This is a genomic window from Paenibacillus sp. Soil750 (assembly GCF_001428045.1).
In the GTDB taxonomy this organism is placed as follows: Bacteria; Bacillota; Bacilli; order Paenibacillales; family NBRC-103111; genus Paenibacillus_E; species Paenibacillus_E allorhizoplanae.
In genome coordinates this window covers 533,168-555,328 of the sequence record NZ_LMSD01000001.1, presented here as the reverse complement: position 1 = coordinate 555,328, position 22,161 = coordinate 533,168, and the positions used below count along the sequence as shown (strand labels likewise).

17 protein-coding genes are annotated in these 22,161 nt (G+C 45.7%); 1 reads left to right on the top strand and 16 read right to left on the bottom strand.

Annotated features, from left to right (window positions below; genetic code table 11):
* Nucleotides 1-5 precede the first annotated feature (5 nt).
* From ASL11_RS02440 to ASL11_RS02420, 5 genes are all read right to left on the bottom strand, one after another.
* A complete protein-coding gene (locus ASL11_RS02440; RefSeq protein WP_056609624.1) occupies nucleotides 6-863 on the bottom strand; it encodes a carbohydrate ABC transporter permease in 858 nt (285 codons plus the stop codon).
* Between the two features lie 51 nt (nucleotides 864-914).
* Nucleotides 915-1,811 (bottom strand): carbohydrate ABC transporter permease, encoded by an 897-nt coding sequence (locus ASL11_RS02435; protein ID WP_056609257.1) that lies wholly within the window; start codon nucleotides 1,809-1,811, stop codon nucleotides 915-917.
* Between the two features lie 97 nt (nucleotides 1,812-1,908).
* Nucleotides 1,909-3,303 carry an ABC transporter substrate-binding protein gene (locus tag ASL11_RS02430; protein ID WP_056609255.1) on the bottom strand — a complete coding sequence of 465 codons (1,395 nt, stop codon included), beginning with the start codon at nucleotides 3,301-3,303 and terminating at the stop codon, nucleotides 1,909-1,911.
* A gap of 138 nt (nucleotides 3,304-3,441) precedes the next feature.
* Nucleotides 3,442-5,064, bottom strand: coding sequence for a response regulator (locus ASL11_RS02425; protein WP_056609253.1), 1,623 nt, complete (start codon nucleotides 5,062-5,064; stop codon nucleotides 3,442-3,444).
* Nucleotides 5,048-6,871, bottom strand: a complete 1,824-nt coding sequence (locus ASL11_RS02420) for a cache domain-containing sensor histidine kinase (RefSeq protein WP_056609252.1) — start codon at nucleotides 6,869-6,871, stop codon at nucleotides 5,048-5,050. Before ASL11_RS02420 ends, ASL11_RS02425 begins: the two co-directional genes overlap by 17 nt.
* Nucleotides 6,872-7,099: 228 nt before the next feature.
* Between ASL11_RS02420 and ASL11_RS02415 the strand changes: the two genes are divergently transcribed.
* Nucleotides 7,100-7,531 (top strand): VOC family protein, encoded by a 432-nt coding sequence (locus ASL11_RS02415; protein WP_056609250.1) that lies wholly within the window; start codon nucleotides 7,100-7,102, stop codon nucleotides 7,529-7,531.
* Between the two features lie 420 nt (nucleotides 7,532-7,951).
* Here the strand turns inward: ASL11_RS02415 and ASL11_RS02410 are convergent, their stop codons facing one another.
* From ASL11_RS02410 to ASL11_RS02360, 11 genes are all read right to left on the bottom strand, one after another.
* Nucleotides 7,952-8,470 carry a DinB family protein gene (locus tag ASL11_RS02410; protein WP_056609248.1) on the bottom strand — a complete coding sequence of 173 codons (519 nt, stop codon included), beginning with the start codon at nucleotides 8,468-8,470 and terminating at the stop codon, nucleotides 7,952-7,954.
* Nucleotides 8,471-8,571: 101 nt separating this feature from the next.
* Nucleotides 8,572-10,167, bottom strand: a complete 1,596-nt coding sequence (locus tag ASL11_RS02405; RefSeq protein WP_056609246.1) for an extracellular solute-binding protein — start codon at nucleotides 10,165-10,167, stop codon at nucleotides 8,572-8,574.
* A 91-nt stretch (nucleotides 10,168-10,258) separates the two neighbouring features.
* Nucleotides 10,259-11,131, bottom strand: a complete 873-nt coding sequence (locus ASL11_RS02400) for a carbohydrate ABC transporter permease (RefSeq protein ID WP_063795444.1) — start codon at nucleotides 11,129-11,131, stop codon at nucleotides 10,259-10,261.
* A gap of 15 nt (nucleotides 11,132-11,146) precedes the next feature.
* Complete coding sequence (locus ASL11_RS02395; protein ID WP_056609244.1) at nucleotides 11,147-12,079, bottom strand: ABC transporter permease; 933 nt, start codon at nucleotides 12,077-12,079, stop codon at nucleotides 11,147-11,149.
* A gap of 40 nt (nucleotides 12,080-12,119) precedes the next feature.
* A complete protein-coding gene (locus ASL11_RS02390) occupies nucleotides 12,120-13,814 on the bottom strand; it encodes an extracellular solute-binding protein (protein WP_063795443.1) in 1,695 nt (564 codons plus the stop codon).
* Between the two features lie 159 nt (nucleotides 13,815-13,973).
* Nucleotides 13,974-15,542 (bottom strand): response regulator transcription factor, encoded by a 1,569-nt coding sequence (locus ASL11_RS02385; protein ID WP_056609240.1) that lies wholly within the window; start codon nucleotides 15,540-15,542, stop codon nucleotides 13,974-13,976.
* The gene (locus ASL11_RS02380) at nucleotides 15,520-17,358 is read right to left on the bottom strand and encodes a cache domain-containing sensor histidine kinase (RefSeq protein WP_056609238.1); all 1,839 of its coding nucleotides are present in this window, start codon (nucleotides 17,356-17,358) and stop codon (nucleotides 15,520-15,522) included. The genes ASL11_RS02385 and ASL11_RS02380 overlap by 23 nt, the downstream gene beginning before the upstream one ends.
* A gap of 177 nt (nucleotides 17,359-17,535) precedes the next feature.
* Nucleotides 17,536-17,781: a hypothetical protein gene (locus tag ASL11_RS02375; RefSeq protein ID WP_056609237.1), complete on the bottom strand. Its 246-nt coding sequence runs from the start codon at nucleotides 17,779-17,781 to the stop codon at nucleotides 17,536-17,538.
* A 119-nt stretch (nucleotides 17,782-17,900) separates the two neighbouring features.
* Complete coding sequence (locus tag ASL11_RS02370) at nucleotides 17,901-18,128, bottom strand: spore germination protein (RefSeq protein WP_056609235.1); 228 nt, start codon at nucleotides 18,126-18,128, stop codon at nucleotides 17,901-17,903.
* 106 nt (nucleotides 18,129-18,234) lie between these two features.
* A complete protein-coding gene (locus tag ASL11_RS02365) occupies nucleotides 18,235-20,229 on the bottom strand; it encodes a beta-galactosidase trimerization domain-containing protein (RefSeq protein WP_056609233.1) in 1,995 nt (664 codons plus the stop codon).
* Between the two features lie 58 nt (nucleotides 20,230-20,287).
* Nucleotides 20,288-22,138, bottom strand: a complete 1,851-nt coding sequence (locus tag ASL11_RS02360; RefSeq protein WP_056609231.1) for a heparinase II/III family protein — start codon at nucleotides 22,136-22,138, stop codon at nucleotides 20,288-20,290.
* Between the last annotated feature and the right edge of the window lie 23 nt (nucleotides 22,139-22,161).

Below are 22,161 nucleotides of genomic sequence, written 5' to 3'. Positions count from 1 at the left end.
TCCTCCTAGCCTTTCAATGAACCCGCCGTCATTTGCATGAATGAACGATTCGCAATCATATAAACCAGCAACAACGGAAGAATCGATAGGCACGCTCCCGCCAGCATATAGTGCGTTTGAACGGCAGCTGAGGAGCCATAACGCAGGTAGGATAGCCCGACTGTTAATGTTTGAAGCTTCGGATTCGTCATCGTAAATACGAGCGGCCGCAGGTACTCATTCCAAGCCCCGCAAAAGGTAAACAAGGCGCCAACCCCAAGTCCTGGTCGCATTAGAGGCAGAATAATTCGCCAGAAAATGCCTCCGTTGGAGCAGCCATCAATGCGCGCGGCCTCGTCCAACTCCCGGGAAATACCCTGCAGAAAGCTTAGTAGAATAAAGAAGATGTACGCGTGCCCGCTGATCAGAATGAGGACAACGCCCCATAAACTCGTGTTCAAGTGCAGCTTAACCATCAGCTCGAACTGCGGTCTAATCACGACTGCGCCGATGGAGATAAACATCGTAGACGCTTGAATCGCCACATAAATGGCTTTCCCTGGGAACTTGATGCGGTCAACCACATAAGCTGCCATGGAAGCTACGATCAGTACGCCGATCGTCGTTGCGCCACTCAGAAACAAGCTATTCCAAGTAAATCTCGCGAAGTTGGCCTGTACCCAGGCTTCCTTATAATTTTCAAAATGCCAGGAAGACGGGAATATCTTGCCCCCCTTGGTAATCTCCAAATTAGACATAAAGGAGCCTAAAAAAGTCACAACGACTGGGAACACGATGAGTAGTGCGGTTATCAGTAAAAACACCCAGAGCAGTGTTTTTCCACCCAATCTCCCCACTGAAAACGACTGCGTTTTTTTCTTCATATGAACAGCAGGTATCGCTTCTGTCACTTCCATGATTCTGAGGTCTCCTCCTTATTGTAGTTTGTTTAGGCGTTTCGACATCAGATGATAAACAAGCGTAATGATGCCGACAATGACAGCGGTCACGAAGCCAACAGCACTGCCGTAGCCAAATTGTTGATCCGTAACGGATCCTGATGGTGTTGGGAAAAAGAGCTTGTAGACATACAGATACATGACTTCTGTCTTACCAACCGGTCCACCTTCGGTGAGAACCATGATGCTCTCATATCCTTTGAGAGAATTGATGATCGCCAGCATAATGACGATTTGCAGTACCGGACCTAGCATCGGAATCGTTAGATACCAGAACTGCTGCCATTTATTCGCACCGTCTAAGGAGGAGCTTTCGTACACATCATTCGGGATATTTTGAAGACCAGCTAGAAATAACAGCATGTAGTTCCCTACCGCTCCCCATACCGCAATGATGATCGTGGTCAGCATCGCATGCTTGGGTCCGAGCCAATCGATTCTTTCAGAGATGATATGAAACTTTAATAAATACTGATTAAGAATACCGTTATACGAGTTAAAAATGATAAAAAATACGACAGCCATAACCGCTGAACTAATGATCGTAGGCATGAAATAGATGGCTCTTAACCAGTTGCGTCCACGCAGCTTGGAATTTAATATAACGGCAAGTACTAAGCATAACGGAAGGGTTATGATAAGCTTGCCACCTGCATAGACGAATGTATTTATGACAGAATGCCAGTACTCCGTATCCTGAAAGAGTCGTCTGAAATTATCAATCCCAATAAAATCCGGTGCCCCGAAGCCTTTGTAGTCATAAAACATATAACGAATCGCCCAAGCAATCGGATAGACGCCCAGCACCATGGTCAGTAGAAAGCTTGGAAATAAAAATAAGTATGAAAAACCGATCTGGCGTGTCCTGTTCATCCCATTCCCTCCTAAAGTACCCCAAAAAGTGAAGCTAAGAAGAACGCGAGAGTGGAGTTTCAGCTCCACTCTCGCTTTGAACCTCTTCAATTAGCTCTTATTTCATCATTAATTTCATTGGATCGAAGCTTGGGTTCGGCGTTACTTTAACGTCGCCCTTTGTCACTGCTTTATCTAATGCATCATTATAGCGTTTGTTCAAATCTTGGATAATTTGATCCAAGTTGCCGCCACTGATCATATATTTGAAGAAGGCGTCATTGAATTTCATACCTTCCACAGTAACGGTTGGTTGAAGCGGCCATGTGCCGTCATTTCCAATTGGCAAGAACCCATCAATCCCTTTGATCTCTGGTTTTTTCGCAACGGAAGATACTGCTGGTACCATGGATAAGCCAAAGCCTTTTTCATGATACGTTTTCAACACTTCATCCTGATACATGAAATTCATGAATTTCCATGCTTGATCGGCATTTTTCGTCGTGTTGCTGATCGCTAACCATTGTCCGCCCAAGAAGGATGTTGCCCCTTTGATCGTACCGTCAATCGTTGGAACAGGTGCTGCTGCCCATTCGATCTTCGCTGGGAACTGATTCGCGTACACGCCTGGCTCTGAGGAGAAGGAGATGTACATCCCGATTTTGCCTTCTGCGAATTGTGCACGCAGCGGATCAATATCCAAGGACTCCATACCTGGCAATGTGCTGCCGTCGTCTACCATTTGCTTGAACGATTGAATGACTTCTTTGTAGCTAGTAAAGTCGAACTTTGCTGTTTTGAAATCAAAACCAAGCCCGCCGTAGCCGCTTGCTTCTGCAATAACCCGTGCTGAACGGCCTAGTGCACTCTCTGGGCTCTTGAAGTTTTGAGCAAATCCGTAAGAACCATTCGCTTTACCTACAGCAGTAATTTTCTTTGCATCTTCAACCATTTCTTTCAACGTCTTCGGAGGTGCGGCAATGCCAGCTTTGGCAAAAAGCTCTTTATTGTAAACAAGGCGCAGTGTCGAGCCATAGTTCGGGAGGCTGTACATTTTGCCGCCGATGCGGTTGAAATCATCAATGACTGGGAATTCCTTCTTAATCGCATCCGTCAGGTAGGAATCGATTGGTTTGAGGTAACCTTTCGCTGCAAAAGGCTGGATCGTATTTTCCTTAACGCGGATAATATCAGGCGCCTGACCGGAAGCAAATGCTAGGTCAATGGCTTGGTTAAAGTCTTCCGTCTTTACAACCATTTCAACTTCAATATTCTCGCCATTCGTCTCGTTAAATTTCTGTACAACGCTCTTGATATAATCCATATCATGACGGTCACCCGTCCAGTAGGAGAGCTTCGTTTTGGCCTTGGCAGGAGCTGCACTACTCGGTGCAGTTGATGCTTTCGCGGACGCCGCTGGGCTTGCTGCTGTATCGGTTTTGGTGGAGCTACAAGCTGCTAAGCTGCCTGCGAGTGCGACTGTTAATGTGACCGTCCCTAATTTTTTAATCATGTGTAAGCCTCCCTTGAATCTGTTGTTTACATCTCTAATAGTAAAAGAATTCCCATGTCCTGATAATGAGGTCAACTCTTGAATGAGGGCAGATATTTCTATATGTTGCCCTTCCCTTCCCAAAAAACAGGCAAGCCCTCACAGCTTGGAGGACTTGCCCAGCGACATTTCTTTAAATTCCGTCGGTGTAAGACCGGTCTGTTTTTTAAACACCTCACTGAAATAACGCCGATGCTCATAGCCTAGCTGCTGTGCGATTTCCTGTACTTGAAAATCTTCGATTAGCATCGACTTCGCTCGATCCATTTTGGCATGGGTAACGAACTGTTGGAAGGTAGACCCGGTTACTTTTTTGAATAAATTCGAATAGTAGCCCCAGCTTAAGTTCACTTGCTTCGCACAGTGCTCCAACGTCAACTCCATATCTAAATTCGCTTTGATATACTCTGCTGAACGAAGAATGATCTTCTGAGACTCACTGGCCCGCTCCTGATGGATCATCCGACAACCGATCTCACACAGCTCAATGAACCACGAGCGATACTCCTGCATATCGGCTCCACTAGTTCGAATGACTTGATTTTTCGACTCAAATTCTGCCAGGCTAGGGCGTGGGAATTTCTCCATCAGCACTCGCAGCATGCGCAGAACAAGACCTTGCAGCAAGCGCTCTACGACACCCGGTTCCGGCAGTACAGACACTTTCCCCATCTCATTAAAAATCGTATTCGCCCACTCCACACAAGCATCCCGATTACCTGAGCGGAAAGCGAACAGAAACTCATTCTCGCTATCCTCTGTATAAATCCACTCTACAGGCTGAGCGGCTGCATCCGTATTGTAACTGAACGCACCATTGCCTCCCGTGTAAAAATGATACGATAAGGCACTAAGCGACTGCTGATAGCTCTTAGGCAGCTCTTGCACAGTCTCTACGCATTGTCCGATGCCGATGGAAATCGTAAATTTGGTATGCCTGGCAATGTTCGCACAGCATTGGTCTGCGACCGCTATAGGTGACTCTTGATCCGCGACATTGAGAATACAAATATAGCGATTGAACCCCTCTCGAAACACGACCGCTGCCCCGTAAAAGGCTATCGTTTCTTCAACGATATTTTGCAAAGAAAAACGGACTAGCTCGAGCTCCTTCACAGGAACTTCGCCATATTTGTCCGTAAATTGATCAATCTGAATCGTCATCACCGCAAAGGGTGCTTTCAATTCATTAATGTCTAGAAAGTCCGATAATCGCGCTAATTCGGCTTCATTTGTTTGATGGTAGACGAGTAAGGAGAGATATTCCTGCCGAAGCGCCGGCATGCTCTCTTTAATCTTCTGTTGGAGACCGATCAGCTGTGTGCGGTTACGATTCTCTTGCTCCCAGACTTCTTTGGCTTTGACGACTGCTTTCACAATTTGATCGATAGAAAATGGCTTCTTCACATAATCTAAGGCGCCATATTGAATCGCTTTTTGCGCATAATCGAAATCGGTATAGGCACTCAAAATGACAACTTTACTCGTCGGAAGAATCTCCATAATGTTGCGGGTCATTTCTAAACCATCCATTTTGGGCATCCGAATGTCCGTTAGAATAAGATCAGGTTTCGTTTCTCGAATAACGGCAAAACCTTCCTCCCCATCGGTTGCGCTGCCTACAATTTCGATGCCGTGCTCATGCCAAGGGATTTTCTTCGTAATCATATCAACAACACTTCGAATGTCATCTACCACACATAGCTTAATTAGTCGGTCCATGGAAATCCTCCTCCGTCTCATATCGTGGCAGCCACAGTTCAATGCGGGCACCGCCCCATTCATTCGTCGTAATCTCCATCCGTTGCTCTGTCCCGTAATACAACTCTAGTCGGGTATAGATATTTCGCAGGGCATAGCCATGCTTCGAGGTAGTTGGATGCATCATGCTTTGCAACAGCTTATCCGGTATCAGCCCTAGCCCATTGTCTTCCACCATGATATGGAGCCATTCGCCATCTGTTCGAGCTGTCAGTTGGATTTCACCGCCCGATTTCATATCCTTAAAACCGTGCAAAATACTATTTTCAATCAGCGGCTGAATAATGATTTTGGGAACGAGGCAGGCATTTAGCTCAGGCTCGACTTCCATCCGGCAGACGAATAAATTCTCATACGACCTTTGTTGAATAGCCAAATATTGACGAACATGATCTAGCTCATCTGCGAGTGGAATCAAATCACGTCCTCCACTAAGGCTCAATTGAAACATATTGGATAAGGCCAGAATCATTTCATTGACATCCTCATTTTCACCAAGTACCGATTTACAATAAATCGTATTGAGCGTGTTATAGAAAAAATGCGGGTCCATTTGCGCTGTCAAAGCTTTAATCTCCGCTTTCCGTTTATCACGTTCTCGATTGGTGACATCCGCGATGAGCTGCTTAATCTCGTCCAACATCCGGTTGAAACGGAACCCAACCTGGGAAACTTCATCCTTATACGCACTCTCAAAACGCACTTCCAGATCATTCTCCTCTACTCGTTTCATGAGTTTTTGGAGTCTATACAACGGCTTGAGCAGTAAGAGCGTCAAATTGTTCGTAATCAACAACGACACGAGCACAAATCCAATCGTAACAAGCATGGTGGCTTGCTTAATCCCATTCAATTTGGCCAACAATTTATCTTTGACTTGAACGCCAACAATCATCCAATCTTCCTTGATATCCAGCCGCGCATAATTAACAAGATAGTTATTCCGATCCTTATCCTCGAAAAAAAACGATCCTTTACTATCATTGGTAAGTTGCTTAACAAAATCAGGACGTTGAATAAACCCATTATCCTGAATACGCTCGGAATAATTAATATCTGCCCCTTGCGAATCCACGAAGTAGTAGTGCTTATTCGGGTCCGACAAATTGTCCATGAAGAGATCACGTAAATCGTCTTCCTTCACATTGATGACCACATACACATTAGTTGACTCATTTTGCATATACGAATCTTCACTTACACCTTCTGCGACAAGCGATAGGACCCGCTGTTTCCCCGTAAAAAACGGATCCACATGTCCCGTGCTCCAAAAGCCGCGCTTTAAAAGCTGGAATTGATTAAACATATCAGATTCAAAAAAGGAATTCGAAATATTTCGTGCACTGGAGGTGGGATAGAAATCCCCAATTGGCGTGGCAATCAATATACTATCGATCATGGAATCATTGAATTTCACCTGGTTGAAAACATACTGTAAAGCCGTTAATGACTTATAGTAGCTTGAGTTATCCTTGTTCTGAACATCTTTCATCAGCTGCTTGAAGGCGTCGCTGAACATTAATGCCCGCACCGCGGTACCGATATTTTTCAGTCTTTCATTCACAATTTGCGCGGATTGATTCACGGTATCTTGGCTCGATTGCATCGCATTGCGCTGAATTTCCTTCGAGGCGATCAGATAGGCAATGCTGCCTGTAGCCACAAGACCTACTGTAATGAAGATGACAAAAGTAAACCAGATGCGTTGTTTGAGTGAAAAGGAATGGAACAGGCGTGACAGCCACGACCAGATAGCAAGCTTATTCATAGGCGACGTTTGCACCTTCCTGTATGTGAGAGGATAGTCTTTATCTACTATATTATAGTATAGGTCACTTTCCGAAGGCATGGGGGAAATTCAAGATCGAGGGCAGCTATTTCGTTATATAGCTCAATAAATAGAACATATGTTCTTTATTTTTTCGGATAAATGTGGTAATAATAAGAGGTAGACTTTTTACCTTTCAATTACTTCAATCTAAGGAGCTGTTTATTGATGTCCGTTCGTTTAACTCCGTATTTAGTATTGCCTGGTACTGCTGGTGAAGCTATTGCCTTTTATGAGAAAGCGTTGGATGCGCAAGTCCTATTTAAGCAAAGCTTTGGTGAAATGCCTGCCAATCCTGATTACCCGCTTGCTGATGAACAGAAAGAGCTTATTGCCCATGCCATGCTGCAAGTCGGCGAAAGTCAATTGATGTTTTCGGACTCCGACTCAGGTAAACCCGTCCAAGAGGGAGATCACGTGACGATCTGTATTACAACGAAGGATGCCAGCAAATCCAAGCAATTTTTTGAAGCACTGAAAGAAGGCGGCACGGTGATTATGGACCTGCATGAAGCATTCTTCAGCCCAGCATACGGACAAGTGAAGGATAAGTTTGGCGTGACTTTCCATCTGTTCACCGAAGGCGCAGCAATAAATTAAACGTGAAAGAACGGCCTTGTTCGCATGATTGCGACAGGGCCGTTTTGTTTACCCAAACGACTCACCAATTGGTCACCTCACAGAATAAATGGAAATTATCCATCTATTTCAGCGCATTTTACGTAAATGTGCGGATTAGATGGACTACCTACAGTTAATATCCCCACTTTTCGCAAACTCATATGAAATTCCCAAAATTAGCTACATAAAATCCATCTAAACCAATTTTTCAGCTGATTTCGCTCAAATTAACATCAGAAAATCCATCTATTATGTGGATGCGCTGGGATGTGCCCGTAGGTGTGGCAAATTTTTGATGGTTGAGCAGTTCTGGAAGGTGCGGTAAAGTTTTAAAGCCTCCTGAATAGGTTACAACGCGAGAGCAAGTTACCGCGTAACAAATCCTTAGCTTCAACGCGTTTAAACAGTCTGCTCTGCACCCGCATACCAGAACAACGCGTATTCCGTCATCACTGAAGCATGCCCCATTTGGCGCAGCATGGCCGTGACATTTCCCCGATGATATGTGGCATGATTCACGACCTGTAGGACCATCTCAGACAAACTGGTTTCCCTTACGCCTGCATAGGGATTATCGACCGTGATCGTCTTTTCCAAATCAGGCTGCTCCTTCAGAAATGCCTTAAATCGCAGCGACAACTCGGTATACATGGCCTCTAGTTCCTCCAAGCTTTTGCGCTCTGTTGCTTCAGTTATCGGCCAAGAGGATTCCATAGCTGCCTTCATACTCCTACCACCAAGTATGTCTAACCAAACGCGATCTGTCAGGTAGATATGAGCAATCACTTTCGAGACTGTCGGAAATACACTCTGAATCTCCTGGCGGTACACCTCCTGTGGAAGTTCCTTCAACCTGTTTATCAGCGTTTGATTCGCCCATACATGATAGTCATACATGCGTTCAGCCGTTTGTGTCATTTAAAATTCACTCCTTTAATTGGTTTCATCCTTATTTCCAGTTATACCCTTATTATAAAAGAAGTACCCTGACAGCATTATGTCAGGGTACTTCATGCTTTTTATTTCCCTTGCTTATTCATGTAGTCCACATATTCTTTCTCTGCATCCGCTGTAGCTGGATACCATTCTTTCTCCAAGAAGTCCTTAAACTGTTGGAGCGTAAGTGTGCCCATCAAGTATTTTAATTCTTGATCGTCTTTTTTCTTCACGAGATCCGGAATGGCTGTATTCAGGTTCAAGATTTTAGGTGAGCGAACGGCAGGCACGTTGACTACAGTCACTTGCTTCATCGCCGCATCCAATTGCGCTTTATACGTATTCAATCTCTCTACCGTATCCGCACCCTCGATAATAGCAGGGTTGCCATCAATCGCGTTAGCAAGCGTCATATACGTGCTCGTTGTGGAAGCAAGTTTGGTTGCTTGGTCGGCTGTACGAGAAATATTTTTCGTGGCAGGATCATAGCTATCAAACGTTAACCCTTTCGTACCTAATTGGAACAATGTGTTCGCTTCTGTTGTATTGCCCCAATCTAGAAATTTCAACACGCCATCCACATTTTTGGACGATTTCGGAATCATCCAGCCGCCCCATACTGCCGGCGTAACGAGATCCATGGCTACACCCTTGCTATCTTTTAATACAGGTTGATACGAGTACTTTTTGTCAGATTCCTTATCCTTGGCTAAGTTAGCCATAACCGCGTATTGATGGGAATAAATGATGCCGACGCGATTCTGATTCAGTTTCTCTTGATCCACATAAATCTTGTTAATCAGGTACTCAGGATCGATGAGTTTTTGTTCATTTAGGCCTTTAAGATACGTCAAGAAAGGAATATAGCCGGACATTTTCTCTCTGATTTTATAAGCACCATCGGTATCTTTGACGCCATTGATGATCGGAAGATTAAAAGCAGAAGCCAAGAAGAAAGTGGAATTCCACACTGTGTTGCTGCCAAGGCTAGGATTGGACAAGCTCAAGCAGTAGGTATCGGCTTTACCATTGCCATCTGGGTCATTATTGGTAAAAGCTTTACACACATTCGTAAACTCATCCAGTGTTGTAGGCGCTTTTAAATTCAACTTATTCAGCCATTGCTGGTTGACCATGTACCCCCAGTGATTCACAACATTCGTTCTAGGAATAATGTACGTTTTCCCATCATTGATGGATTTAACAGCGTCCCACATTTCTTTCGTAATGTTTTTCGTCAAATTCGGATACTTCGCAATCTTGTCATCAAGCGGCGTCAGAAGACCATCCTTGGACCATTTCTCCAAATTCGCGTCAGCACCACCCCAGTTGTATACGAGATCTGGCAGATCACCGGATGCCATCATCACCTGAAGCTTCTCGACATAGTTGTTAATTGGAGGTGCCTCAACCGACAGCTTCACATTGGCCAACTTCTCAGCTTCTGCAATCACGGGATTGTTATCAATGACGACGTTCGCATTGACCCGGTTAAACATTTTGATGCTGACAGGCGCTGCTTTGGCTGGTGCTGTTGACGCTGTGCTTGTACCCGGTGCTGTCGTAGCAGCAGTTGTGCTAGCTGGAGTATCTGTGTTAGAACTACAAGCCATAACGATGGAAGACAATAATCCGATGCAAATTAGACTGCTTGCGATGCTTTTGACTGACCCTTTCAATACCAACAACTCCTTTATAATTGCTATTATTAAACTGCGGGATGGCAGATTTAATCGAAGGCATGGCACTACGAAATAACGAAATTCGAAATTACCCTTTAATCGAACCTACCAGTACACCCTTCATGAAATACTTTTGCAGGAAAGGATACACAAGCAGAATCGGGAGTGTCGCAAAAATGATGATCGCCATTTTGATCGTAAATACCGTAATACCGCTGTTGTTCATATCCATGGCATCTTTGGCAATGCCGCCGTCATCGACGACCATCTCCCGCAAAATCAACATCAAAGGCCATAGACTTCGCTTGGAGGTGTAAATAATCGCGGAGAAGAACGTGTTCCACTGCGTCACCGCATGGAAAATAACGAAGGTCGCAATAGCCGGCTTAGAAAGTGGCACAATAATTTTATATAAAACCTTGATTTCATTGGCCCCATCGATAAAAGCCGACTCCTCCAAGCTCGCCGGTATAGCGCTTACAAAGTTCTTCATTAAGATCAAATTGTAGGCGCCCAAGACGCCAGGTAAGATCATTGCCCATAAAGTGTTGTATATATGCAACGTTTTGATTAAGTAAAAGTTAGGAATCAAGCCACCATTGAAGAACATCGTGAAGGTAATGAGAATCATAATGATATTTCTGCCCTTTAAGTCCGTTTTGGATAGCGGATAAGCTGAGATCAGGAGCAGGAAAATATTGAGAGCTACACCTATAATCGTGATGAGCAGCGTATTCTTATACCCGGTCCACATGAGCGGCATCTGCAAAATCTGCTTATACGCCGCTAGCTCAATGTGATAAGGAATGAGCTTTAAGGGATTCGCCAAATACTCAGAGTACGGTGTAATCGAGAATGCAGCCACATAGAAAAATGGAAATAAGCAAACGATTGCGAACAGCGTCACAATGCCATAATTCAAACCATCAAAAACTTTATCACCAAACGATCGAATACCCACAACTGTAACCTCCTCTTACCAAATCCCATCTTCTTTCATCCACTTTGCGATCTGGTTGCTGGCTAGCAGGAATATCAACCCAATCACAGAGGTGAACAGCCCAACGGTTGTACCGAAAGAGAACCTTCCGCCAATCAAACCGACGCGGTACACATAGGTCTCAAACACTTCGGAAACACTGAGGTTCAACGGATTTTGCAATACAAAAATCTGTTCAAAGCCATTACCCATAATTTGACCCAACCTTAGAATCAGCAGGATAATAATCGTCGACTTGATTCCTGGCAGCGTGACGTATCGAATTCTTTGGAAGCGGTTCGCGCCATCGATACTAGCGGCCTCGTACAGTTCCGTATTGATACCTACCATCGCGGCTAAGTACAAAATGCTTTCCCAACCCGATTCTTTCCACATGCTGCTTAGGATCACCAAAGGTCGGAAATAATTCGTATCCGCTAGGAAGAACACTGGCTCAAAGCCAAACTGCTTCAAGAAAATATTTACGACGCCCCATGACGGGGATAAGAAGTTGACCAGAATGCCCCCAATGACCACCCAAGAAATAAAATGCGGCAGATAGATAATCGTCTGCGTAATACGTTGATAGGTACGGTTACGCATCTCATTGAGCAGCAATGCCAGTAGAATGGGGAACGGAAACCCAAATACAAGTCGTAGAAAGCTTAAGTACAACGAGTTCCAGAACACCGTGTAGAAATCACTGAGTCCGAACATGTACTTGAAATTCTCAAAACCAATCCATGGACTTCCGACAATCCCTTTGGAGAAATTAAAATCCTTAAACGCAATGATAATGCCGTACATCGGCACATAATTGAAAATGAGAAAGTACACAACAGCTGGAATCAATAGGATGTACAAATATTTCTTCTTATTGATGTAGCGCAAGGCAAGTTGCGTCTTACTCCTAGCCATCTCAGATGCCATACCGATTCGTCACCACCTAACTGAGTGTCAGATACGCCTCTCATTTGTTCTGAAGCGCACGTTGTTGCTTGAAAATATCATAAATATCTTTGCTCAAAATAATCGTATCCTTGTCCTTCTCATAAAAGGCTTTGTACCAAGCGTCCACTTGTGTGCCTCCCGCTTTCTCCCAAGCAGTGATGGCATCCATCTTCGCTTGCTCTGGCGAATAATTCGGTGTCAGAATGGCCTTCATCCAGATGTCCCCATCACCTACATCCACTTGCTTCATCGTATCTGTGAGAATCTGCTGAAGATCTTTCGGCAGCTGTGGCATTTGCTCAGAATGCGTGGGACCTGCCATTTGTAAATTAAAATCGATGAAGGAAGAATTGGCTTCGAACATCTTCGTAACTTCCTGCTGCAAAGAGTCTTTCGTGTCCATTTTCTCCACACCGAAATAGCATTTACCGGCAAGTGTGGGTGAGGCTAACATCCCGAAATCGCCAGACGCATAGTTGAATTCCTTCTGCCATTTATTCAAGTCTGTCATCTGCGGACATTGACCTGGCAGTGTCTTACTGTGCACACCTTCGAACCCATAGTACATTGTTTTCATAAACGTCTCGGAAGCTGCAAAATCAACATACTTCATCACCGCTTCCGGATCTTTCGCCTCGGCGTTGACGACACCCGTCATTTGGATCGGATTCACGAAAATCGGATTAAACCGTCCCACAGGAGTTTTTGGAAAGGGCATAATAGCCAGCTCGGCATCAGGCACATTCTTTTTCAAGCCCACATAAAAGTCGTTATAGAAGGTAATTGGGACATTGAACTGGTCCATATAAATGCCGATTTTCCCGTTTAAAAAATCCTGCTTCGCTTTAGATCCATTTTTATCGGTGTAAAAATCCTTGTCCACCAATCCCTCTGCGTACAGTCGCTTCTTGAAAGCCGTCACAGCTTGGATATTCTCCCAGCCATGAATGAGCTGATTGTCTTGCACAACGAACCCCGGATACGTAACGCCGAACATTTCGTTCAATGTTGCGACGGCGTTATAGGCAAGAGCAAGTCCATAGGTATCCTTTTTCCCGTTCCCATCAGGGTCCTGCTCCGTAAATGCTTTGGCAACCTGATACATCTCCTCGGTCGTTTGCGGAATGTTCAGATGCAGCTTCTCGAGCCAATCCTTGCGAATAAAAACACCGCGCTGAGGAATCGTTTCGTTAATGCGGCCAAATTGGTACAACTTGCCATCCGTGCCCTTCCCTGCTTTGCGCAATGCCGGAAATTTCGCCAAGAGTGCCTTGTATGTCGTGCTGTAGCTCTCAATCATATCGTCGATGGGACGAAGCTGTCCCTGATCGATCAACGGATTCTTGACATGCGGCGCATACTCCAGAATGAGATCTGGCGCGCCTCCACCTGCGAATAGCGTGTTCAGCTTCTGATCGGATTGCGTCCTTGGTAAAGGAATGAAGGTGACATCTACGGGACCTGCTTGGTTAATCCATTTTGTCATGAGATTATTTTCAACCGTTCCTTGGCCCGAAGGAATGTTGCCACGATCATAAATCGTGACGGTAACCTTGCCCCGTTTCGCTGACTTCTGCGTGTCTGATTCTTGTGCATTCTTCGTATGGGTAGAGCAGCCTGTCATAATGGATATGATTGCCACAGTGGTTATCAATATTGGAAGGCAAGCTCGTTGGATTGGATTACGCAGCGTACTTCCCCCTCTCGGTGTCATTGTGTTTATCATACCATTATGTAGTTAATTGTAAGAAAATTGGAACGGTGCGACATCTACGATTTATGGGAAAACGGATACGATTTTTAGATTGTGGAGGATTGGGAACACAAAAAAACGTCCCCATCATCTAACCCAGACGATGGGGACGCTATCAAGTTAATTCCGTGTACTGCTCATCGGATCAGGTCGAACCATCTTGCGGTAATCCTTCGGCGACAGGCCCGTAGTTTGCTTGAATAGTTTAGCAAAATAGTTCGGCAAATCGTACCCGACGACGCCCGACACCTCGGTGATTTTCATATCCGTGTTGGCCAGCAGGCCCTTCGCTTTCTCCATCCGCAGTTCAATTAAATAATCAACAAAGCTGCGCCCTGTTTCTTTTTTAAACAAATGACTGAAGTATGTTGCATTCAAATGCACCTGCGAGGCCACCAATTGAAGCGGCAGCTGCTCCGCATAATGCTCCTCCATGTATCGAGCTGCCTTCCACACGACATTCTCGCTATATTTCTCCTGCCACGCGATAAAACTACTCATGAAACGGTCCAATTCCATCCCCGTCCAATGGGACACCTCATCATTCGTGCCACAGGCGTGCAGCAACGCGATGCGCTCTGTCAATAACTGCGGGTCATACGCCAGCTCAAACTGCTTACGCGCTGTATCCTGTAAAGCAAAACTGAACGACAAAGCCTCAACTTTCCCATTTTCTACGGACAATCCATAGATGTCCTTCATCAATTGGGCTAGATATAGCTTCATCGACTCGATTTGTCCAGCTAAAATAAACGCAATTGTCTGTGTGCTAATCAGCTGCTGCTGCGCACGATTCGTCGATAACTGTTTATCGACCTGCACATCATTTTGGCCCTCTACCGCACCCATTGTGGTACCTAACTTCCTGCGCCCCGCCTCATATAGATCGGCAAGATCCTGTACACCAGATGCTGCCCCTGCACAATAGGAGGACATCTGTAAGCCAAGTAACCGTTCCACTGTTTCACAAGCCGCTTCACAAAGAAGCTTCTCCTCGAACGAATCCTGACAAAGCAAGGCAAACTGCCCATTTTCGATCAATAACAATTTTCCATCGCTGTGATATATATCAAGCAATTCGCCGATCATATTTAGCACCGCAAACTGCAGCAACGGCATATCCCGCTTCATATACAGTTTGTGTGACGGCATAAAGTCCGTGATCTGGAATAAGATCAATTTGTACTCAGCTAAGCTCACTTCTAACTCCGCTGCTAATTCTGCCCGATAGGGGAAGCGCAACAAGAGTCCTCTCAGCGTGTTCTCCAGTAATAGGGCGTGCTCAGTTTCCGCTTTACGAAGATTCGCTTGCTTCTCCAATACACGGACCTCCGCTTTATCTAATGCATCATATATATCCTGTTTACCGCACGGTTTGATGAGCAAATCCAAGGCACCGTACCGCAATGCGGCCTGGGCATATTGGAAATCTTGAAATCCCGTAATGACAATGAACTCAACATGTGGAAATTTAGCCTTACTTCGTTTGAGAAGCTCTAAGCCATCCATCAATGGCATCCGAATGTCCGTAATAACGAGGTCTGGCAGCCTCTCAGCTATGAGGATCTCTGCCTCCTGCCCGTTCTCTGCCTCACCGCAAACATGCCAGTTGGTTTCAGAGCCCGTAATCATTTTGGCAAGTCCTTTTCGAAATAAAGGCTCATCCTCAACTAATAAGATGTGGTTCATTGACCATTCCCCCTTCGAATGACTTCATCTGTTCACACGGTAAAATCAAACGCATTCGCGTGCCCTGCGGCAAGCGTTCGATTTCTAAGCGATAGGGATCGCCATAGACCAAGTAAATACGACGTACAACATTCCGAACACCAATACTCTCCCGTTCCCTCTGATGATCATACACCGACTGCTCTTCCGTCAGACGAACAAACGTCTCCTCATCGATGCCGCTCCCATTATCCTCGATTTCAATCTGTAAATCAGCGTCTTGGCGGAAAGCGCGAATCCATAACCGCTTGTTGTCCGGCTGATCACGAAACGCATGAACGAATACATTCTCAACTAATGGCTGAAGGATAAGCCTTTGCATGCCACAAGCCAATAACTCTTCCTCTGCTTCAATGGAAACATGCAGCCCTTCACCGTGCCGTGCCTCTTGGATCGTCATATAATTGCGAATTTGCGTAAGTTCTTCTTGCAAAGTACTTGGCGTAGATACCGATTCCAAAGAATACCGCAATAAATCAGATAAACTTGTTACTAAGGAAGCCGTCTCCACATCGTCGTACAGCAGCATGATTTTCCAATAAATTGAATTCAGTGCGTTGTATAAAAAGTGCGGATTCAACTGTGCCTGCAGCGCTTTAAGCTCCGCTTCCTGTTCACTCAGCTTGCTGACGTACACTTCTTTGATCAACGATTGAATGTTCTCGACCATCCGATTGAAACTTTCCGCTAGAAAAGCAAACTCATCATTCGACGTTTTGGGAATTTCAACCTCCAAATTACCTCTGCGCAATTGATGCATGGCAGACACTAGTCCATGTAAAGGCTTCAACATCCTGCCGCTGAAAATCGAGACACAGACTGCCATCAGCAGAACACTGACGAGACCAGAAATGACGGCGACCTGATAGACCATCCTGCCTTTTTCCTCAATATCCGCTAAGGAAATACCACTAACCAGCTTGAAAGAGCGGGCTTCGTACGTGCTTTTCACAAACAAATAATCCTCATTTTCATTCCGCTCGATAAATGACCGCTCCTGATTCTCCCATGCAGGAATAATCCCAACCCTGCCCTGCGGCACTCGACTATACAGCAATTTATTATATTGGTCGAAAATATACGCTCCCGTTGTCCTGCCAGCCATCAGCTTGTCTAGGGGGCTTGTCAGAAAAGACTCATCAATAATCATAACCAGCGTCCCGTAAGCTGCTTGCTGCTTCGTCGATTTGAGCAAGCGGGTTGCGACCAGATTGCTTTTCTCCCCGGAAGGATCGGAGGAATCAGGAATATTTAATCGCTGCCATACGATCTCTGCTGAGGTCTGGTTCACACCCGTTTTCACCTTATTGTAAAAGTCAGGAAATGTAATCTGCATCGATGGGTTCGTATGACTGAAGTAGTAATTATTCCCTTCCAAATCCACGATATATAACGCACGTATTTGCGGTGTTTCATTTTTCAAAGGCAACAAAATTTCCGACAATTCACGTTCCAAAATAAATCTGCGATACGCTTTTGTCTCACCCTCTGGCGGCTCTGCACGAATCCCTTGCACAATTTGCTCAACACGGGGGTGAAAAATAATAAAATCGGTAATCCGATACATATCTTGTATTTTATAACCAATTTGCTCCATCGTCTGCTCACTGGTCGTTAAATACTGCTTACTGATCTCACTCTCAAACAAATTTAAATAAATACGATACGAAATGTACCCCGTAATGAGGGAACACAGAATGATGATAATCGACAGTGTCAAAATTAATTTCACTTTAAAATGCTGATTAATGTACTGTAGCACTTGCCGATGCTTCATCTACAGATGGCCTCCTGAATTGTGCCAAATCATTCCACTGCTATACTACTTACTAGTGTAATACATCCCCTACGGGCTGACATCTATTTATTATCGAAAAACGGATATGATCTTTAGGTGTACGAAAAAAACGAAAAAAACGCCCATGCGTATCGCATCGACGGTCGGTCAGTCTTATTAGAATTGACGGTATACAACAGATTCATAATCAAGTCGTTTTTTATCAAGTTCACGTTGTTCACGGTGTACCTGAAGCCAGGAACTGATACATACGACAACAATGCCAGCAAGGAGTAGAACCCCCAGCGCCTTCCACCAAAAACTGCCTGTGACAGATGGATTGACCCCCATGATCAAAATAAGGACTGGAAGAAACCACATTAGGTTTCCAATATATATCCGAATCACTTTTCGTTTTAACAAGCTTCTCTATCCCCTAAAATGGATTCGCGTTCCGTATATCTTTCGCAGCACCCTATCACTTTAGGACCGTCAACTTTCGATTAGCAGTCGTCCAATTTATGGAAGTAAATAGAACCAAATTAAATCGTATTATTCGGCGTATCCACGATATCAGGATCGACCGTATTCGTGCTCCCATTAAGCACATTCTGAACACTTCCAAAGCTATCCCCTGGCGAAAACGAGTTGGCTCCCGCAAAGATTTTGGAGCTGCTGGTAAGGTTAATTGCCAAAGTATCGCCAATCTGGACATTGGAACCCTGAGCGACATTGAGGATTTTGATTCCACCGTTAATAATTGCAGGCATGCTCCGGCCACTCCCTTCCAACTCTTAACCATTGTATGTGTTCAGGTGCCTATTGGTCACTTGTTGGTTGGATGGATAACCGTATGAGTATGAAGAAGAACAGGTCCTAATGAACCTGTTCTTCTTTCGTGGAACATTCATACGCGATGACAACCATCTGATGGCAGTCCAGCTTAGGTACTGTATAGAAAACCGTCTGTTCTTCGTACGTAAAGGGGAGCTCTGTCATCTGCGGTGCCATATATACGTTCTTCACGTGATTGGAAGTTCGCACAGAAACCTGAACCTCATACATAGGAACAATATCTTCGATGACTTCGATGTTTTTCCCTCGACGGATTGGGGTTGCGTACAGCAAGTGATTAACCAGACGATTCTCTTCTTTTTGGTCCTGCAGTGTGACGACGCCTTGTGCCGGAAGATTGGTTTGCAGCGTCTTGTCAGGGAGCAAACGATCCAACGCATGCAGGACCGCTTCCTTCAATATGAGGCTTCCTTTGGTCGCATAATCTTCAAATATGTTCCATGCGATATATACACCTCTTTCGCTTTCCACCATACCCGGTCCTCCATAAACATAGCTGCTTGGCGTATGCTGGTGCGAACAGAACGTAAACAGATCCCGGTTAAAATAAGGGTTCTCACGGTGTGCAAGCTCGGTTCCGCCTGCGAGTTCGATTTTTTGTCCTTGTGAATAGAAAATGTAGGAGGCTTCTCTACAGCTTCCAAGATTGAACAGTGGGCGGAAATAGTCGGGGCGGTAGGGATTTATCCCTACATGCCGTACCCCGAGGTCGATTGTAAATCGGGTGCCCTCCGGATTAAGGCAGGACCAGCCCGTCGCGAGAATTTTGCCACCCTGGAGTAAGAAATGCTCCAATTTGCTCTGAAGCTCATCCTCCATCGCTACATAATCCGGTAATATGAGCACCTTATAAGCTGTAAAATCATTCTCCTGATCAATGACATCGAACAGGAATTTGCCCTCAAGCAGCATGCGCACAGCCCCTGCGTCGGAATCTGACGTGATCACATTAGCCTTCGGATGCAAGCCGGTTGCTTCCAACGTTAGCAGCGCCACATCGGCAACATTCGTCGTCTTCACGCACCATGCCTCTTTGGCCTCGATCTCGCGATACGCCGCGCCAATCAGTGCATAGGTCGCTGCATCCATATAACCGTCAGGGTGCAGCTGATCGCCTATCGAACAACGGGCACCATTGGCGATACTGAGCGCAGTTTCGTAACGGAGTGCGTTCGGGTGCTTATAGCCGCCGAATTCCCCCCAAGACGTATGGAATTTCCCCGTCATACCTAGAAAATCAACGCCAAGCGTTTGCGCGTACCTAGCCGATAGCGGGAAGTGGTCATAACCCCAACCACCCGTCGGCAGCGATTCCAGCTCTAAATGTGTGTTCATATCTATCAAATCGCGTCGACCTCGCGCAATGTGTCCGCCATTGTGGAAGATTGGCAGCCCTGGTTTGATCGATTGAACCGTTTCCTTCACCCTCGTCGTATAATTCGCGTAAGTTTTCTCCCATAACCTTTGCATAGCCTTCTCATCACGTGGATCCTTGCCTTCCTGGCGAACATTCTCTACACAGCTATGACAGTAGCACTTGCGTATGCCAATTATGTCTAAAAATAGGCCGTCCAAATCATATCGGGACACGACTTCCCGGATCTGATCGATCAAGATTTCCAAATAGGGAGAGTTTAAGCAAAACTGGTGATAGCCCGGCAGCATAAAGCCTTTGACCCAATTCGTTTGGTCGTTCGCATCACGGATAAGCCATTCCGGGTGTCGTCTTGCCAGTTTTTCATCCAAGCCAGCCGATAGGTATACAGGTGTTTTCACATGAATGTCATGTGCAGCCTCAATCATGGCGGCAAGTAAATCGAAACTCAGCCCAGGATGAGTTTCATTCGCCTCTGACGGATGGTAAGCCCAGCCGTGATGACATTTGGCGAAAATCGTAACGGAATCCACATGGCCAAGCTTAAGCATTTCCTGAAACTGTCCCTTATCAAAACGTTCTCCGATCGGCGCTATGGCTTCGGAGGTGTGAAAATCAAGATGCACCTGACGAAATCGCATGTGTTCTCTTCCTTTCTATTTCATACTTACACGATGTGCAACGCTTAATTGAACGGGTTCAGTGTATACAACAACATGACAGGACTAACCTGCATGTATACGTCTGGGCTAACTGCCCAGCGTGAAGATATAAGCGATATACCGTCAATGGATGAGTATCACGACTTGGTATCTCTACGGTTTCCACATGCGCCGACAGCTCTAGCGGTTCAAATCGTAAAACGACGTTTCCCTTCTCTCCCAGCCAGGTTACCTCGCCACCGCTGATATCAGGTTTATGGAAACTGATGAAATGCTCCGTTATGCTCCGTTCTGACTCTACAGTCCCCTCATTAAACACGAAATGATCCGTTAACGTTAACCTTGCGCTGGCCTCTTCTTGGCAAACCTTCCACTCGAAGGACCGGTGGAACAGATGGATCCGTGCCTCGGGTCTATAGGCATGCGTCAAATCCAGTTCAAACCTGACGGAGCCATGATCCATTTCGTTTCTCGTGACGATTGCCCTGTATGCTTCACCAGCTGCCTGTTGTTCTCCATTGATAATAGGAACCGAGTGACCCCCTGAAGATGCGTGCAGGTGGTCATAGCGTTCTTTCCCGAAGTATTCGCGGGTGTACACCCCCATTCCGAGATCTGCCAACAGCGTATCGCCCGCGATATGGATGATAAAATGCCCGAGGTCATTATGGTTGTGAGGCTCGTTGTTATGACCTCCTTTGGCCGAGAAGGCAAGCAAACCCTTCGAGGTTTCGCGCTTATCCACCAGCCAATCTGTACTGGCAAAGTAAAAGGTCCCATCCGCTCCTGGAGCATGCAGCCATTGCGTCTCTGTCCACATCATGTTGCGGAAAGTGAACGGCCAGCGATAGCAATGATCTTCATGAAACGAAGGCACACACGTCATTTTCGGTGGAGCGATGCCGAGTCTGCGGCACAAACGACTGATCAGTCCAGTAGCCGGTCTGAAGGTTGGCCTGCAATCCGAATAATTGATGCAGGAAGAATCGCTGAGTGAAACGGCTGCCGGGAATTCGGCAATCCTTTTGATCTTGTCCTGATTTAACAAATCTATCGTCCCGTTAGTAAACTCATAAAGCATCTCAACCCAATAAACAAAATAACCAAAACCGTACCGCCAGTATCCGAGCCCCTCCGGACAGCAGCCGTCATTTCCATATCCCGCAAGGAAGCTTTCCATGGCGCTCACTACCCTGTCCTGCATACCTGCGAGCCGCTCCTGATCATCGATCAGCAACAGCGCCGCCATACCGACAGCACCGCTGCATACGGCCGACCAATTGTTCGTCTTTGAAGTCCAAATGAAATGATGAGCACTTTCAAACACGGGCTGGAACACACGATGCTCAATTTCTTGCTTCACCCGGATCGTTACCCAGTCATTCAAGCGGTTCCCGACGAGATACAACACCTCTGCCAAAGCATGCGCCGTTTCAGCGGCGAACAAGTCCACATAGCGGTTCGGAGGAACACGCGCCGTCAACACTTTCTCTATTGTATCTGGTAGATGCGCTGGTACAGCCCAGGCATATTCATTACAAATTTCCCAGATTAGATTTTCCAACGTCATTTTATACGTATCGCTATTATCAAGTGCCATCGTCAAGGCAAGAGCAAGCAAGCGCCCTCTTCGCTCAAAATACGGCTTTTCGAATTCCTTACGAGTTCCTGATGAATGAAATGCCTGGAAATCCGCAAAAGACAGGAGAGGAACAGGCTCACGCCTGGCCCTCTCCGCTTCCTCATACATTTCCTCTATCAATCCTGCTAAGTGCGGAGCTTCCAGCAATTCCTTTCTTTTCGCCGGTGTCCAAGCCCCGCCTATCAGCGTTGTTGGCCTTTCTTGCACGGCTAATATCGCTTCTCTTAACTGATGGAACGAAATCATGTTGTTCTCCTTCTTGGCTTAAC